The sequence below is a fragment of the Aquimarina sp. AD1 genome (genome assembly GCF_003443695.1).
Lineage (GTDB): Bacteria > Bacteroidota > Bacteroidia > Flavobacteriales > Flavobacteriaceae > Aquimarina > Aquimarina latercula.
In genome coordinates, this window is record NZ_CP031966.1 from 2,483,604 (window position 1) to 2,499,117 (window position 15,514).

The 15,514-nt window shown below is 32.7% G+C and carries 14 protein-coding genes; 6 read left to right on the top strand and 8 right to left on the bottom strand.

Annotated features, from left to right (window positions below):
* Positions 1-23: 23 nt before the first annotated feature.
* The 5 genes from D1815_RS10965 to yaaA all read right to left on the bottom strand — a co-directional run bounded on the left by D1815_RS10965 (position 24) and on the right by yaaA (position 7,524).
* Positions 24-3,476: a pyruvate carboxylase gene (locus tag D1815_RS10965; RefSeq protein ID WP_027392361.1), complete on the bottom strand. Its 3,453-nt coding sequence runs from the start codon at positions 3,474-3,476 to the stop codon at positions 24-26.
* A gap of 176 nt (positions 3,477-3,652) precedes the next feature.
* Positions 3,653-4,786, bottom strand: coding sequence for a TRAP transporter substrate-binding protein (locus D1815_RS10970; RefSeq protein ID WP_233557501.1), 1,134 nt, complete (start codon positions 4,784-4,786; stop codon positions 3,653-3,655).
* A gap of 30 nt (positions 4,787-4,816) precedes the next feature.
* A complete protein-coding gene (locus D1815_RS10975; protein WP_027392362.1) occupies positions 4,817-6,163 on the bottom strand; it encodes a TRAP transporter large permease subunit in 1,347 nt (448 codons plus the stop codon).
* Complete coding sequence (locus D1815_RS10980; protein ID WP_118386964.1) at positions 6,163-6,669, bottom strand: TRAP transporter small permease subunit; 507 nt, start codon at positions 6,667-6,669, stop codon at positions 6,163-6,165. The genes D1815_RS10975 and D1815_RS10980 overlap by 1 nt, the downstream gene beginning before the upstream one ends.
* A 93-nt stretch (positions 6,670-6,762) precedes the next feature.
* Positions 6,763-7,524, bottom strand: coding sequence for a peroxide stress protein YaaA (yaaA, locus tag D1815_RS10985; RefSeq protein WP_118386966.1), 762 nt, complete (start codon positions 7,522-7,524; stop codon positions 6,763-6,765).
* 341 nt (positions 7,525-7,865) lie between these two features.
* Between yaaA and D1815_RS10990 the strand changes: the two genes are divergently transcribed.
* Positions 7,866-9,230 (top strand): glycoside hydrolase family 71/99-like protein, encoded by a 1,365-nt coding sequence (locus D1815_RS10990; RefSeq protein WP_118386968.1) that lies wholly within the window; start codon positions 7,866-7,868, stop codon positions 9,228-9,230.
* 89 nt (positions 9,231-9,319) lie between these two features.
* On the opposite strand, the gene D1815_RS10995 is transcribed toward D1815_RS10990, so the two are convergent.
* The 3 genes from D1815_RS10995 to D1815_RS11005 all read right to left on the bottom strand — a co-directional run bounded on the left by D1815_RS10995 (position 9,320) and on the right by D1815_RS11005 (position 11,284).
* Entirely contained in the window at positions 9,320-9,511 is a 192-nt protein-coding gene (locus D1815_RS10995; RefSeq protein WP_027392365.1) for a cold-shock protein, read from the bottom strand.
* 119 nt (positions 9,512-9,630) lie between these two features.
* Entirely contained in the window at positions 9,631-10,680 is a 1,050-nt protein-coding gene (locus D1815_RS11000) for an RluA family pseudouridine synthase (protein ID WP_027392366.1), read from the bottom strand.
* A gap of 25 nt (positions 10,681-10,705) precedes the next feature.
* A complete protein-coding gene (locus D1815_RS11005; protein ID WP_035084849.1) occupies positions 10,706-11,284 on the bottom strand; it encodes a PASTA domain-containing protein in 579 nt (192 codons plus the stop codon).
* A gap of 94 nt (positions 11,285-11,378) precedes the next feature.
* On the opposite strand from D1815_RS11005, the gene D1815_RS11010 reads away from it, so the two are divergent.
* From D1815_RS11010 to D1815_RS11030, 5 genes are all read left to right on the top strand, one after another.
* Positions 11,379-12,356: a D-alanine--D-alanine ligase gene (locus D1815_RS11010; protein WP_118386970.1), complete on the top strand. Its 978-nt coding sequence runs from the start codon at positions 11,379-11,381 to the stop codon at positions 12,354-12,356.
* Positions 12,357-12,443: 87 nt separating this feature from the next.
* Positions 12,444-12,905, top strand: coding sequence for a pantetheine-phosphate adenylyltransferase (coaD, locus tag D1815_RS11015; protein WP_027392368.1), 462 nt, complete (start codon positions 12,444-12,446; stop codon positions 12,903-12,905).
* 29 nt (positions 12,906-12,934) lie between these two features.
* A complete protein-coding gene (locus D1815_RS11020) occupies positions 12,935-13,669 on the top strand; it encodes a hypothetical protein (RefSeq protein WP_118386972.1) in 735 nt (244 codons plus the stop codon).
* Positions 13,669-14,061 carry a VOC family protein gene (locus tag D1815_RS11025; RefSeq protein WP_118386974.1) on the top strand — a complete coding sequence of 131 codons (393 nt, stop codon included), beginning with the start codon at positions 13,669-13,671 and terminating at the stop codon, positions 14,059-14,061. Before D1815_RS11020 ends, D1815_RS11025 begins: the two co-directional genes overlap by 1 nt.
* A gap of 56 nt (positions 14,062-14,117) precedes the next feature.
* Entirely contained in the window at positions 14,118-15,512 is a 1,395-nt protein-coding gene (locus tag D1815_RS11030; RefSeq protein WP_118386976.1) for a DUF1800 family protein, read from the top strand.
* Positions 15,513-15,514: the final 2 nt, after the last annotated feature.

The window sequence follows — 15,514 nt, forward strand, 5'->3', positions numbered from 1 at the left end:
TCTAAATAAATATTGAATATTTATTATTTCAGTACAATTACCAAATCATCTGCTTCAACCATTGTTCCAGATTTCAAAACTATTTTCTTAATAGTAGCATCTTCATTAGCAGTAATTGTTGTCTCCATTTTCATAGCTTCTATAATAAACAATGGATCATTTTTCTTTACCTCTTGACCAGTTTTCACTAATACAGAAGATAGAGATCCTTGTAAAGGCGCACCAATTTGTTTACTATCTGCCTTATCGATTTTGGCGTGAACTACCTTATCAACTTTAATTGAATTGTCCTTAACTTCTACATTTCTTGTCTGTCCATTTACTTTAAAGAAAACTGTTACCATTCCATCCTCATGAGGCTCTCCTATAGAAATTAATTCAATCAATAAGATTTTACCTTTATCTAGCTCTATGATAATTTCCTCTCCTGGAGTCATTCCATAAAAGAAATTCTTAGTTGGGATATTAACTACATTACCATACTTAACGTGGTGATTATATGCTCCTGTAAATACTTTGGGATATAATTTATATGAAAGGAAATCTGTTATATCTAGTTCTCTACCCATTCCTTTCTTAAAGACTTTTACAAAATCTTTAAACTCTGTTTCAAAATCTACCGGTTCTAAATGAGCATTTGGTCTATTCGTAAATGGTTTTTGATCTTTTAAAATTGATTTCTGAAGATCTTTCGGAAAACCTCCTTCTGGTTGCCCTAATTCCCCTTTAAACAAACTAACTACAGATTGCGGAAATGAAATAGTCTCTCCTCTTTCTTTTACATCTTCTATCGTTAAATTATTACTTACCAGATATTGAGCCATGTCACCCACTACCTTAGAACTTGGTGTAACTTTTACAATATCGCCAAATAGCGTATTAACCTCTCCATACATTTTGGTAATTTCATGGAAACGATCTGCTAATCCCAGACCTTGTGCTTGTGGCTTTAAGTTAGAATACTGTCCACCTGGAATTTCGTGCTGATATACTTCTCCTGTTCCTGCTTTTAGACCAGATTCAAAAACGTAATAATACTCACGTACAGCTTCCCAATAATTAGAATATTCGTTTAACTTTACTTTATCCATTTGATTCTCCCGATCATGGAATTTCAACATCTCCATAACTGCATTAAAATTAGGTTGTGCTGTTAATCCAGAAAGTCCCCCTAATGCAACATCTACAACATCTACTCCAGCTTCTATTGCTTTTAAATACGTTGCAGATTGTACCGAAGAAGTATCATGCGTATGTAAATGTATTGGAATATTAATTTCTGATTTTAAAGCCGATACTAATTCATATGCTGCATATGGTTTTAGCAAACCAGCCATATCTTTTATTCCTAATATATGAGCTCCAGCATTTTCGATATCTTTCGCCAATTGCACATAATATTCTAAAGTGTACTTAGTACGCTTCGGATCTAAAATATCACCTGTATAACATAATGAACCTTCTGCAAGTCCTTCTGTTCTCGTTCTAACATGTTCTATACAAGGTGCTATCGATTTCATCCAATTCAATGAATCAAAGATCCTAAATACATCTACTCCATTTTCCCAAGATTGTTCGACAAATTTACCAATCAAATTATCCGGATAGGCTGTATACCCAACACCATTAGATCCTCTAATCAACATCTGTAATAACAGATTAGGCATAGCTTTTCTCAAAGAACGAAGACGTTCCCAAGGATTTTCTTTTAAAAATCGAAGGCAAACATCAAAGGTTGCTCCACCCCAAACTTCCATACTAAAAACCTCCGGATGATTTTTTGCAAATCCTTCAGCAACTTTAAGCATATCATACGTTCGCATTCTTGTTGCAAGTAAACTTTGATGCGCATCACGCATAGTTGTATCTGTAAAATGAACCTTCTTCTCATTTTTTAACCAAGAAGCGAATTTCTCAGGTCCCAGTTCTGTAAGTAAATCCTTTGTTCCTTTTTGATAACTAGCTTTCTCATTATAACTCGGAATTTGAGGTATTACAAAAGTTTTCGTTGGATCTATATTTTTAACATCAGAGTTACCGTTAACAATAATATCTCCTAAAAAATTAGCTAATTTAGTAGCTCGGTTTCGAGATTCCTTAATCTTGAACAGTTCCTTTGTATCTTTAATAAAGTTGACCGTTACCGCCCCTTTCCTAAAAGTATCATGATTTAAAATATTATCTAAAAAAGGCATATTCGTTTTTACACCTCGAATTCTAAATTCAGATAATGCTCTACGCATTTTTCTACAAGCGCCATCCAAAGTTCTACTATTGGCAGAAACTTTTACTAGCATAGAATCAAAGAAAGGAGAAATAGTTACTCCTTGATATACACTCCCTGCATCCAATCGAATTCCAAATCCCGATGCACTTCTATAGGTAGTTATGGTTCCATAATCAGGTTTAAAATCGTTTTCCGGATCTTCTGTGGTGATCCTACATTGTACTGCATATCCATTTACTTTCAAACTTTCTTGACTTTCGATCTTAATCTGTTTGTCAGAAAGTTGGTATCCTCCCGCAATAAAAATTTGTGTTTTAATTAAATCAACACCTGTAACAATCTCAGTAACCGTATGCTCAACTTGTACACGAGGATTTACTTCAATAAAATAAATACTTTCATCATCATCAACTAAAAATTCTACGGTTCCAATATTATTATAATCTACTGCACTACAAATTGTTAACGCATACTTATATAGATTATCTAAAATCTCCTGCGAAACTCCATATGAAGGAGCATATTCTATTACTTTTTGATAACGTCTTTGTACAGAACAATCACGTTCAAAAAGATGCACCATATTTCCATGATGATCCGCTACAATTTGTATCTCAATATGTTTTGGATTTTCTACAAACTTTTCTAGAAAAACAGTATCATCACCAAATGCATTTAAAGCTTCTCTTTGAGATTCTGGATATGCTTTTTCTAATTCTTCGACACTTCTAATCACACGCATTCCTCTTCCTCCTCCTCCAGAAGCTGCCTTTAACATAACAGGAAACCCTATACGTTTTGCTTCTTTTATAGCAATTTTTACGTCAGTAAGATCTTCTTTATTACTTTGAATAATTGGAATATTATTAGCAATAGCAACTTCTTTTGCCATGATTTTGTCTCCCAATGAACGAAGTACTGATACTTTAGGACCTATAAAAATAATCCCGTTTTCTTGACAGCTTTGGGCAAAATCAGCATTCTCTGATAAGAATCCATATCCCGGATGTATTGCATCTACATTATTCTTTTTTGCTACCTGAATAATCGCCTCAATATTTAAATATGGCTTTAAAGGTTCATTATCAGCACCAATTTGATAAGCTTCATCTGCTTTATATCGGTGTAATGAATACCTATCCTCATAAGTATACACTCCAACCGTCTGTAGACCAATTTCTGTACACGCTCTAAAAATTCGGATGGCAATTTCACCACGATTAGCAACTAAAACCTTTTTGATTTGCATGATTGTAATTTTGTGTTTAAATAATATTTAGCGAACATTCGCTGCGAAGATATCGATTAGTATGAATACTTGCAATACATTTTAAACAGAATAAATCAAATAAATAAGTTTTATATTAATAATTAACTAATTCGCTCTTCCTGTTATGTTCCATACTTTTTTATATAATGTGCACACTATTTCTGAATCTTATTATAGTAGGCTTTCTCGGTGACCTCTGACCATTTAGAAATTCTTTTCTGAAAACCAGAATAACTTTCATAAACCTCTCTTGATAATGGATCATTACCTATCATCTCTTCTATAGCCTCATCAGTAAAACCTCTTAAAGCATCCAACGTTTCTTTGGAAAATTCTCTGACCTCTACCCCTTCTTCATTAACTAATTTATCTAAATAAATACCATTTTGTTTATCAAACTCTGACAACACCCAAACCTGAGCTCGTTTTGCAGCTGCTTGTAATACGGCTTGCAAATGAGGTGGCAAACCATCATGTAAATTTTTATTCACAAAAAATTCCAATTGAGAACCGGTTTCATGCCAACCTGGCGTATAATAATATTTTGAAATTTTATGAAAGCCCATTTTATAATCATGATAAGGTCCAATCCACTCTGTAGCATCAATAACCCCACGTTCTAAACTCGTATAAATTTCACTCCCAGCAACCAAAACAGCAGCTCCACCTGCTTTTTCAAGAACTTTACCCCCAATCCCCGGTAAACGCATTTTAAGTCCTTTAAAATCTTCTATTGAATTAATCTCACGATTAAACCATCCACCCATTTGAACTCCAGTATTCCCTCCCATATAAGGCACTAGATTAAATTTTGCATATGTTTTCTTCCAAAGTTCGTAACCTCCTCCTACCTCTAACCAAGATGTAATTTGCTGACTATTCATTCCAAAAGGAACTGCTGCAAAAAATTGTGCAGCCGGAGTTTTACCTGCCCAATAATATGCTGCTCCACAGCCCATCTCAATTGTTCCCTGAGAAACCGCATCAAAAGCTTCTAAAGGAGGTACTAATTCTCCACCTCCATATACTTTAATTTTAATCTGACCATTAGAAAGCTCATCTACCCATTCGGCATACTTTTCAGCTACTTCTCCTACAACAGGAAAATTAGGAGGCCAAGTTGTAGTCATTTTCCAATGAAATACTTTATCTGGTTTTGCAATACCATATGATGTCGGGTTACTCATACTAGCAGGTGGTTCACCCAAACAAGACAGAACTAAAGTTGTCATTGTAGTCAGCATAAATCCTCTAATAACTCGTGTTCTTTTTACTGAATTTAAATTCATAGTTCTATATTTATAAAGTAACTTAAAAAATTAGTCTCCGTTAAAAATAATCTCAGGAAAAAACATTACTAAACTTACAATGATAAGTTGAATTATAATAAAAGGTATAATACCTCGATATATTTGACTGGTTCTGACGGTTTCTGGCGCAACACCTTTTAGATAAAATAAAGCAAAACCGAATGGCGGAGTAAGAAACGAAGTTTGTAAATTCAATGCCATTAAAATTCCGACCCAAAGCATATTCATATCAAAAGCATTAAAAATTGGGGTTACAACAGGCACTATTATAAATACAATCTCTATAAAATCTATAAAAAATCCTGCTACAAAAATCACAACCATTACTAACAACAAAAACATCATTGGAGTCAGTTGAGATGACATAATCAATTCTTGAAGATATCTATCTCCACCTAATGTTCTAAAGACCAATGTAAATGTAGTCGCGCCTAACAATATAAAAAACACCATAGATGTTAAACGAGTTGTCTCCTGCGCAACTTCTTTAAGTATTTTAAGCGAAAACTTTTTCTGAATAATGGTTAAAAAAGTTGCTCCTAATGCTCCTATTGCTGAAGCTTCGGTAGGAGAAGCAACACCTGTAAAAATGGAACCTAATACGATTATAATTAACAGCACTGGTAGTAATAATATTTTAATGATTTTAGAAGTGAAATTACTTCCGCGAAATGCTGCAATTTCTTCAGCAGGTATACTCGGGGCATCTTTTTTATGAAAAAATGACTTTAGTAATATATATAATATATATAAACCAACTAAAATTAAACCGGGCAGTAAAGCTGCAGAAAATAATGCGCCCACATCTACTGAAGCCGCTCCTCTTGATGAACTATTGATAGTATCAGCCAATAATACCAAAACTATAGAAGGAGGAATAATTTGCCCTAAAGTTCCAGAGGATGCAATTACTCCAACCGCAAGTTCAGTTTTATAACCTCTTTTTAGCATTGTAGGCAAACTAATTAATCCCATTGTTACTACGGTAGCTCCTACAATACCTGTAGAAGCGGCTAATAAAGCACCTACAATAACTACAGAAATTGCTAAACCTCCTCTTACACGACCAAACATCATTGCCATAGTTTCTAATAAACTTTGAGCAAGTCCGGATTTCTCTAGCATAATCCCCATAAAAATAAACAATGGAACTGCCATTAAAACATAATTATTTACAACTCCCATAATCCGAGAAGGCAATAAATAAAATGTAGACATTGTAAAATACTCTGGAGCAAAAATCGATACACCAAAAGCAAAAGCCACAGAAATCCCTCCCAAAGTAAAGGCAACAGGATATCCTTTTAAAATTAAAATAAAGATAATTACGAATAGAATAATTGCTAAAAACTCCATTAATTATCTTTATTAAAAATTATTATATGAATTGATTTTAGCATCTGAGAAATGCCTTGTATAAGCAAAAACACAAATCCCAGTGTAATACAAAATTTAAGTACATAAAGTGCTGGCAACCCTCCCGCTTGTGGAGAAGATTCTTGTATCATAAATGATGACAAGCCATAGTACCACGAAGAAACGATTACTACATAACACCATGGAATTAGTAAAAAAGCTCCTCCTAGCAAATCGATCCAAGCTTTTCTTTTTTCAGAAAAATTAGTGTAAAAAACATCTACTCGTACATGTTTTCCGTGTTTAAAAGTGTATCCAGAACCTACCAAAAATAGAATACCAAATAAATAGATCTCCGTTTCGATCATCCAGATAAATGTAAATTGGAACACATACCTTATGATAACATCCAAACCAATTACAACTGCTAAAAAAACAGCAACCCAGCTTACTAAAGTGCCTGTTTTTTCGCCAATTCGATCAAGAAAACTTATGATTTTTTGCATCTACACTTGTATATAAATATATAAGTGTTGAAGATACTAAAATTAGATACAATTGTTGCTTTTGAAAATAATTTCCGGATAACTTAACACTGCTTATCTCACAAAAACTAGCTCATTTTCTTTTGTTGTATACTCTTCACTAAAGCTATACCCATCATAATTAAATCCTTTTAATTCTTCTATGGTTTCTGCTCCTGTATCAATAATATAACGCACCATCATACCGCGAGCTTTTTTCGCGAAGAAACTAATCATCTTTAATTTATCACCTTTCCAATCTTTAAACTGTGGAGTTATAATAGGAACTTTTAACGTCTTTTTATCAATAACACTGAAGTATTCATTACTTGCCAGATTTACAAACAACTCATCTTCTTGTAATTCCTCATTAATTTGTTCGGTTACCTGTTTTTTCCAAAATTCGTATAAGTTATTTTTACGCCCTACCTTAAGCTTAGTTCCCATTTCTAATCGATAAGGTTGCATTAAATCTAAAGGTTTTAGAATTCCATATAAACCGGATAGTATTCTTAATTTATCTTGTAAAACATCTAATTTATCTTCTGGAATATTGTAGCTATCTAGTCCTAGATAAACATCTCCTTTAAATGCGTACACAGAAGGTCGTGCATTTTCTGCTGTAAAAGGAAGGTTCCAATCCTGATTACGTTGCCAATTTAGTTGCGCCAAATTATCACTGATATTCATCAAATCTGACAATTTTTTAGGAGTTTTTTTCTGAAGAACTGAATTTAACTTTTCTGCTTCAGCCAAAAATAATGGTTCCGAATATTTTTTAGTAGGCAAAGGCGTTTCAAAATCCAAAGACTTTGCAGGAGATATTACGATTTTCATTCCGATAACTTTTGTTTTCCCAAAAATACAATAGTAAGTCGACATATAAAATCAGCCCAGGTAATTCTTGTCTATTGAAGTATTGACATGTTCTATTCTAACAAAACTAAAAGAATACTTTTTTTCAACACCAAAAACCTAATTAACTAACAAAAAGGAAATTATATTTTTTTTAACAGAAAAAATCCCTTAACTTTATAACGTTTTAAACGTAATTTACTCAAAAAAATTTACAATTGTCATATATAGTTTGATTGATATTTTTTCAATCAATAACACACCTATTTATCTTATTTAATAGCAAGCTCACATATTCTATTAAATAAATAAACATATATGACATGAAACTACGAATTACAACCAAATGCCTTTCTATTACTTTTTTAGTTGTTTTATTTTATTCTTGTGAAAAGGATGAAATACTAAAAACTGAAAAAGAACAAGCAATTCCTTTAGCTGTTCAGGATACAACTTATACGAATGCACAACTAAAAAAAGTACTAGATGAAGAGCTAGAAATCATCAAACTAGCAAAAAACGGATATATAAAAGACGTATCCGGAATGAATGTAGAAAAAGAAAATCCTAAAAAAATTTATATGCATTATATGCCATGGTTCCAGAACAAAGATTTTGATGGATACTGGGGTCAGCATTGGACCATGACAAATCAAAACCCCGATAATATTAAAGAAAACGGCAAACGAGAAATTGCTTCCTACTATTATCCAGCAATTGGTCCTTATTCTTCAAGCGATCCTGATTTACAAGAATATCATTTTTTAATGATGAAATTAGCAGGTATTGATGGGGTGATATTCGATTGGTATGGAAGTAAAGATCTACACGATTACCAAAAAATCAAAAATGCTACGGAAAGTTTTATAACAAGATTAGAAGATTTAGATTTTGATTTTTCAATTATGTATGAAGACCGAGTAGCAGTTCAATCCTTTAACCAAAACCTATCTCCTAGTCCTATTGAAGCCGTACAAGAAGATTTATTATATATTAATGATACATACTTTTCTAGTCCCAATTATATAAAACATAATAATAAAAATCTATTATTTGTATTTGGTCCGCATCATATTACAACTCAACCAGAATGGGATACTATTTTTGATATATTACCAACAGATAATCGTCCAGATTTTCTAACATTATGGGCAGCGAATAACTTGGTAGGAGAAAATGCAACAGGGGAATTCCTATGGGTAGACAAGGATCACTTACTAGCGCATGAACATTATTATGATTATTATCCAACCGAGAATTTAACTATAGTAGGATCATCATATCCAGGTTTTAACAGTTTTTACGAAGAAGGTGGTTGGTCTGAAGGGATCAACTCATGGAGTATAGATCATAACCAAGGTCAAATATTTGCAGAAACATTAAACTATACACATCATGAAATTTCAGATTTTATTCAAATAATTACTTGGAATGATTTTGGCGAAGGAACTATGATAGAACCAACAGAAGAATTTGGTTTTATGTATCTACAACTCCTACAGCAATATACTGGCGTAGAATTCACTACAACTGACTTAAATGTCGCATTAGATCTATACGCAGCTAGAAAAGAATTTAAGAATAATATTACAGCCCAAAAATACCTTGACAGGACCTATAAATATATTAAACAACAAAATATGGTACGAGCTGATAAAATTATTAAAGCTGTAAATCGGTTTCTATAATTAAACATTTTATACAACAATCATTTATAAACAAAAAAAGCCCGTCTTAAAAGACGGGCTTATGTTTTAAAAAAGTCAAAATGTATATATTATAATACTTTCACGTTTACCGCGTTCATTCCTTTTTTACCTTCTTTAAGTTCAAACTCTACTTCGTCACCTTCACGAACTTCGTCGATTAAGCCTGAAATGTGTACGAAATGGTCTTTGTTTGATCCTTCTTCTGTGATGAATCCAAATCCTTTGGAGTCATTAAAAAATTTTACTGTTCCTTTGTTCATTATAAATAATTAAAGCGCGAAGATAATATTATTTACCGAGCAATCCCTATTTATTTCAAAATAAAGTTTTTAGTAATGTTTATTTAATATATCACCTTAGTAGTTTTTGTAGTAAAAGTTTACTCGACATCCAATTGATTCTTAGCATAATTCCTCCAACGCTCTACACATTGCGCCATATCATCAGGTATAGAAGTTTCAAAATGCATTTTCTCGCCGGTTACGGGATGTACAAACCCTAAAGTCCTAGCATGCAAGGCCTGCCGCGGTAACACCTTAAAACAATTTTCTACAAACTGTTTATACTTAGTAAAAGTGGTTCCTTTCAGAATTTTTTCTCCTCCATAGCGTTCATCATTAAATAATGTATGCCCTATATGCTTCATATGTACACGAATCTGGTGAGTTCTTCCTGTTTCTAATTTGCAAGAAACTAAGGTTACATACCCTAAACGTTCTATAACTTTATAATGAGTAACTGCTGGTTTTCCTTTATCGGCTTCATCTCCCTCAAAAACCGTGTTTTGTAATCTATTCTTAGGATGGCGCCCAATATTACCTTCAATAGTTCCTTCATCTTCATTTATATTACCCCAAGCGATGGCAACGTATTCTCGCTCCGAAGTTTTATCAAAAAACTGCTTTGCCAAGTGTGTCATAGCATCTTCGGTCTTTGCTATTACCAACAACCCACTAGTATCTTTATCTATTCGATGAACCAATCCAGGGCGATCACTACTATTATTTGGGAGATTATCGAAATGATAGATTAGTGCATTAATTAAGGTTCCTGAATAATTTCCATGACCCGGATGTACTACCATTCCGGCAGGTTTATTAACCACCAACAAAACATCGTCCTCGTATACAATATCTAAAGGAATATTTTCTGGAGTTAACAAATTCTCATAAGGGGGATGAGCAAACAAAACTCTAACCACGTCATTTGGTTTCACCTTATGATTTGACTTTACAGGGATATCATTGACAAAAACACTACCAGCCTTAGCTGCCTGTTGTATTTTATTACGAGTAGCATTTTCAACAAAATTCATCAAAAATTTATCTACTCTAAGCGGAACTTGACCTGCGCCAGCAACAAAACGATGATGTTCATATAGGTCATCCTCATTAGGTCCTAATTCTTCAATATTCGGATTCTCTTGCAAAAGTATTTTCTTTAAGAATTTAATTTTATTGAGGAAGTCTTAGATTCCCACTCTCATCTCCTACTACTAAGTCAATAGTTGATGTTTTCATTATTTTATCTCCAGGCTTTAATCTCTTTCCTTTATATCTAAGTTCTAATACTTGATCTGATGGATCGGGTTTAAATGTTATAGTTCCAATCTTAAAACCTAAAGCTACCAATCTTGGCTCTACTTGTCTTCTAGTTTTACGTATAACATCTGGAACTTCAATTTTACGATAACCTGATGGGTTTAAAGTAACATAGATTTTTCTATTTTCCTTTACCATATTTCCAGCAGGAGGGTTTTGCTCTATGACAGAATATCTAGGGAAATCTGGATTGAAATTTGCAGAATCTTGAACTTCAAATCGTAAATCTTTAGATTCCACAAGCATTTTAACCTCATCTAATGACTTCTTACTTAAGCTTGGAACCACTATTCGCTGATCGTGGTTTGTAGAGCTATCCAACCATTTTAGTGCAATAAAGCATAAGATTGCAGTCATAGCGACAGCTATTACTAGTTGAATAAGAAATGTCTTACTCCAAATAAATCTCAAAAGTCCTTTAAAAAATTCCATGTATCAATTGATAGTTTCGGCAAAGATATAAAAACGGAAACTTTTTAGCTTTTGTTGTCAGATAAATGATATTTTTGTTTGTAAACCTTATTCAATGAAGAAAAATATTGCCATCCTTATGGGAGGTTATTCCAGTGAATTTGACATTTCTATTAAAAGTGGAAATGTAGTATACAAACATTTGGACAAAAACATCTATGAACCTTATCGTATTCATATAACCAAAGATTTGTGGTATTACGTTAATGATAATAATGAAAAAACTTCAATAGATCGAAATGATTTTTCATTACACTTAGATGGTTCTAAAATTACTTTTGATGCTGCTTTCAATATTGTTCATGGGACTCCAGGAGAAGATGGATTATTACAGGCTTATTTTGAGCTTATAGGAATTCCGCAAACTGCTTGTGATTTTTATCAAGCAGCACTTACCTTTAATAAAAGAGACTGTATCAGTACTTTAAAACCTTATGGTATCCCAACTGCCACAAATTATTTTCTAAATAAAGGAGATACTATAAACCCTAAAGCTATTATTGATACAGTAGGATTGCCTTGTTTTGTAAAAGCTAATAAAGCAGGCAGTAGTTATGGAGTTTCTAAAGTAAATAAAGAAGATGAATTACTTTCTGCAATAGATATAGCTTATAAAGAAGATGATGAAATTATCATTGAATCTTTCTTAAGCGGCACAGAAGTTTCTGTAGGAGTGATTACCTACAAAGGAAAAGATACTGTATTACCAATTACTGAAATTGTTTCTGAAAATGATTTTTTTGATTATGAAGCTAAATATTTAGGTAAATCACAAGAAATTACACCAGCTAGATTGAATGAAAACGATGAGAAAAAAGTAAAAGATCTAGCATTAAAAGTATATCAAATACTTAAAATGAAAGGCTTTTCGAGAAGTGAATACATTTTTCACAATGGCGAACCTCATTTTATCGAAATGAACACTAATCCAGGATTTAGTGAAGCAAGTATTTTACCACAACAAGCAATTGCGGCAGGGATTAGCTTACAAGATTTACTAACCAATACTATAGAAGAAGCAATAAAAGGATAATAAGTAAGTACATTAGAAATTAAGATTATACTAATTTTAAACTTTGTAACTTTACCTAATCTTTATATTAACATTGAGAAATCACTTATGAGAAGAGCTGTTTTCCCTGGTTCATTTGATCCTATAACTTTGGGACATTACGATATAATAGAAAGAGGATTAACTCTTTTTGATGAAATCATCCTAGCAATTGGTGTAAATGCTGAAAAAAAATATATGTTTTCACTTGAAGAAAGAAAGCATTTTATTGAAGAAGCATTTAAAGATGAACCTAAAATCAAAGTAATGACTTACAAAGGACTTACAGTAGATTTTTGCAAACAGCAAGATGCTAATTTTATTCTACGAGGATTAAGAAATCCAGCTGATTTTGAATTTGAAAAAGCCATTGCTCATACAAACAGAAAACTAACTGAAATTGAAACTGTCTTTTTACTAACATCATCAGGTAAAAGCTATATATCTTCTTCAATAGTAAGAGACGTTATAAGAAACAATGGAGATTATACAGGTTTGGTACCAGATACCGTAATTGTCAAAAAAGAATAGAATTCGTAAAACCCCAAAAATATACCTACATGAAAACCACACTTAACATCAGTAAACTATTCATTATTAGCATTATTACTCTTTTTTATGCTTGTAGCAATGATAATGAATCTGATGATGATACTATTGATCCTATAACTTGCCAAAACCCTGATAGTGCGATTTATGAAGAAAAAGACGGATTAGTAGCCGTCGAATTCGAAAGTATTAAAGACCATAATGATTGGATAAAAGAAAACACTACTACAGGATTCTTAGGAACACATTACTTGGTATGGAAAGAAAATCAATTCTTAGGAGCTCCTGGAAATGGTCTTCTTACTTATAAAATAAAAATTTCCAATCCAGGTGTTTATCGGTTTATCTGGAGATCCAGAATAACTAATGGAACATCAGGTTCTGAACACAATGATTCATGGTTGCGATTTGCAGATGCTTCAAAGTTTTATGGAAAAAAAGGAGAAAGTGTAGTCTACCCTGCAGATACGGGTCAATCTCCTACTCCAAATGGTTCTAGCAAAGATGGCTGGTTTAAAATATACAAAAGTGGTCCTGCGGATCAATGGAAATGGCAATCCTCTACTAGTGATAATGATGCTCATGATATTTTTGTAGAATTTGATGCGCCTGGCACTTACACCATGGAGGTTTCGGCTAGATCTACCTTTCATGCACTTGATCGATTTGTTTTATTCTCTGAAAATATCAATCAAAATGATGCAATTGACGAAACCACAATATTAAGCGAAATCACCTGTAATTAATGAAAAAAAGAAAAATTGGAACCATCAGTATTGTTGTCAGAGAATATGATGAAGCAATCCGATTTTATACCGAAAAACTAGGTTTCCAATTAATTCAAGACATCCAACTTGATAATAAACGTTGGGTAACCATAGCTCCAGAAAACGACTCAGAAACCTCTATTTTACTAGCAAAAGGAACCACTGCAGAACAGAAAAAAGCAATTGGAAATCAAACCGGCGGAAGGGTTTTTCTTTTCCTTCAAACTGATAACTTTTGGAGAGATTACAATACGATGAAATCAAAAGAAGTTATTTTCTTAGAAAAACCCAGAGAAGAAATCTACGGAACTGTGGTAGTTTTTGAAGATTTATATGGAAACAAGTGGGACCTTATAAAACCCAAAAAGTAAATTTCTCATTTAAACCTTTTTCCTAAATCACGGTCTTACTAAAAAAGACTGCGATCATGAATACTTCTTTAACAGATAAACAAATACAACATCTCTATTGGCGTATTGGTTTTGGAATCGATTCTTTGGAATTAAAAAATGTTAGAAAATTTTCTAAAAACGAAATAGTAAATCATCTGTTTTCAGAAAGCAGACAAAGCACTGATCTATCCCTTGATTTTGGAGCTTTACTAAAAAATCCACGAGATTTATCTAGAGAAGAACGAAAAGAGTTACGAAAACTTCGCAATAAAAAATTGTTAGAACTTAATATTCTTTGGTTAAAACAATTAGTAGAAACCAAACATGTCTTAAGAGAAAAGATGACATTGTTTTTCCACAATCATTTTGCTGTTAGATTAAAAACACCAAGAGCAGCATTGCATTTAAACAATATAATAAGAAAGCATGCATTAGAAAACTTTGGAGAGATGTTGATCGAAGTCTCTAAGTCTCCTGCCATGTTATTATTTCTAAACAATAGGCAAAATCGAAAAAATAATCCCAATGAGAATTTTGCCAGAGAGGTTATGGAGCTTTTCACACTTGGACAAGATAATGGATACACAGAAATAGATATAAAAGAAGCCGCAAGGGCTTTTACTGGGTGGAATTTTAATAAAAGTGGAGCGTTTGTGTTTAGACAAAAACATCACGATTTTGGTTCTAAAACTATCCTAGGAAAAACTGGTAATTTTAAAGGCGAAGATGTTATCAAAATTCTTTTAGAACAAAAACAGACAGCGAAATATCTCGTTGAAAAGATATATCGATACTTTGTTAATGAAAAAATAGAACCTACTCATATAAAAGAACTAACAAATATCTTTTATAACTCCAATTACAATCTCGAAACTTTAATGAAAACCATATTCTTAAGTGATTGGTTTTATGAACCTCAAAACATAGGTGTCAAAATAAAATCACCTGTAGAGCTACTTGTCGGACTAAGTAAACCGTTTAGGGTAGCCTATAAGGATCCAAAAGTACTATTATACCTTCAACGTAAACTAAATCAAACTTTATTTTTACCACCTAATGTAGCTGGATGGCCTGGTGGAAAATCGTGGATCGACAGCTCTACTTTAATGCTACGCTTAAAACTGGCATCCGTAACCCTAAACAACGGAGTTATTGAGTGGAATAACAATGATGATGGTACTACAGCAATGATGCGAGAAAAATTCTATAATAAAGTAAAATCAAAAATGCAGAGAAAAATCAAAGCTACCCCTAATTGGCAGTCCTTTCTTGCTTCATTAGAAAAAGAAAATAAAGAAGAATTAATTGATTTTATAATACAGCCAGAATTATCAAATGGTGCAAAAATGGTTGTAAACAAACTAGATTCTAAAGACACTAAAAATTTTATAGTTGAATTAATGAGTTTACCAGAATATCAACTTTGCTAAAA

What these genes read in the sequence shown, in the direction of transcription:
- D1815_RS11020 (WP_118386972.1), top strand. Translation starts at nt 12,935, where the DNA reads ATGAAAACCACACTTAACATCAGTAAACTATTCATTATTAGCATTATT.
- D1815_RS10965 (WP_027392361.1), bottom strand. Translation starts at nt 3,476, where the DNA reads ATGCAAATCAAAAAGGTTTTAGTTGCTAATCGTGGTGAAATTGCCATC.
- D1815_RS10975 (WP_027392362.1), bottom strand. Translation starts at nt 6,163, where the DNA reads ATGGAGTTTTTAGCAATTATTCTATTCGTAATTATCTTTATTTTAATT.
- D1815_RS11030 (WP_118386976.1), top strand. Translation starts at nt 14,118, where the DNA reads ATGAATACTTCTTTAACAGATAAACAAATACAACATCTCTATTGGCGT.
- D1815_RS10995 (WP_027392365.1), bottom strand. Translation starts at nt 9,511, where the DNA reads ATGAACAAAGGAACAGTAAAATTTTTTAATGACTCCAAAGGATTTGGA.
- coaD (WP_027392368.1), top strand. Translation starts at nt 12,444, where the DNA reads ATGAGAAGAGCTGTTTTCCCTGGTTCATTTGATCCTATAACTTTGGGA.
- D1815_RS11010 (WP_118386970.1), top strand. Translation starts at nt 11,379, where the DNA reads ATGAAGAAAAATATTGCCATCCTTATGGGAGGTTATTCCAGTGAATTT.
- D1815_RS10980 (WP_118386964.1), bottom strand. Translation starts at nt 6,669, where the DNA reads ATGCAAAAAATCATAAGTTTTCTTGATCGAATTGGCGAAAAAACAGGC.
- D1815_RS10990 (WP_118386968.1), top strand. Translation starts at nt 7,866, where the DNA reads ATGAAACTACGAATTACAACCAAATGCCTTTCTATTACTTTTTTAGTT.
- D1815_RS11005 (WP_035084849.1), bottom strand. Translation starts at nt 11,284, where the DNA reads ATGGAATTTTTTAAAGGACTTTTGAGATTTATTTGGAGTAAGACATTT.
- D1815_RS10970 (WP_233557501.1), bottom strand. Translation starts at nt 4,786, where the DNA reads ATGAATTTAAATTCAGTAAAAAGAACACGAGTTATTAGAGGATTTATG.
- D1815_RS11025 (WP_118386974.1), top strand. Translation starts at nt 13,669, where the DNA reads ATGAAAAAAAGAAAAATTGGAACCATCAGTATTGTTGTCAGAGAATAT.
- yaaA (WP_118386966.1), bottom strand. Translation starts at nt 7,524, where the DNA reads ATGAAAATCGTAATATCTCCTGCAAAGTCTTTGGATTTTGAAACGCCT.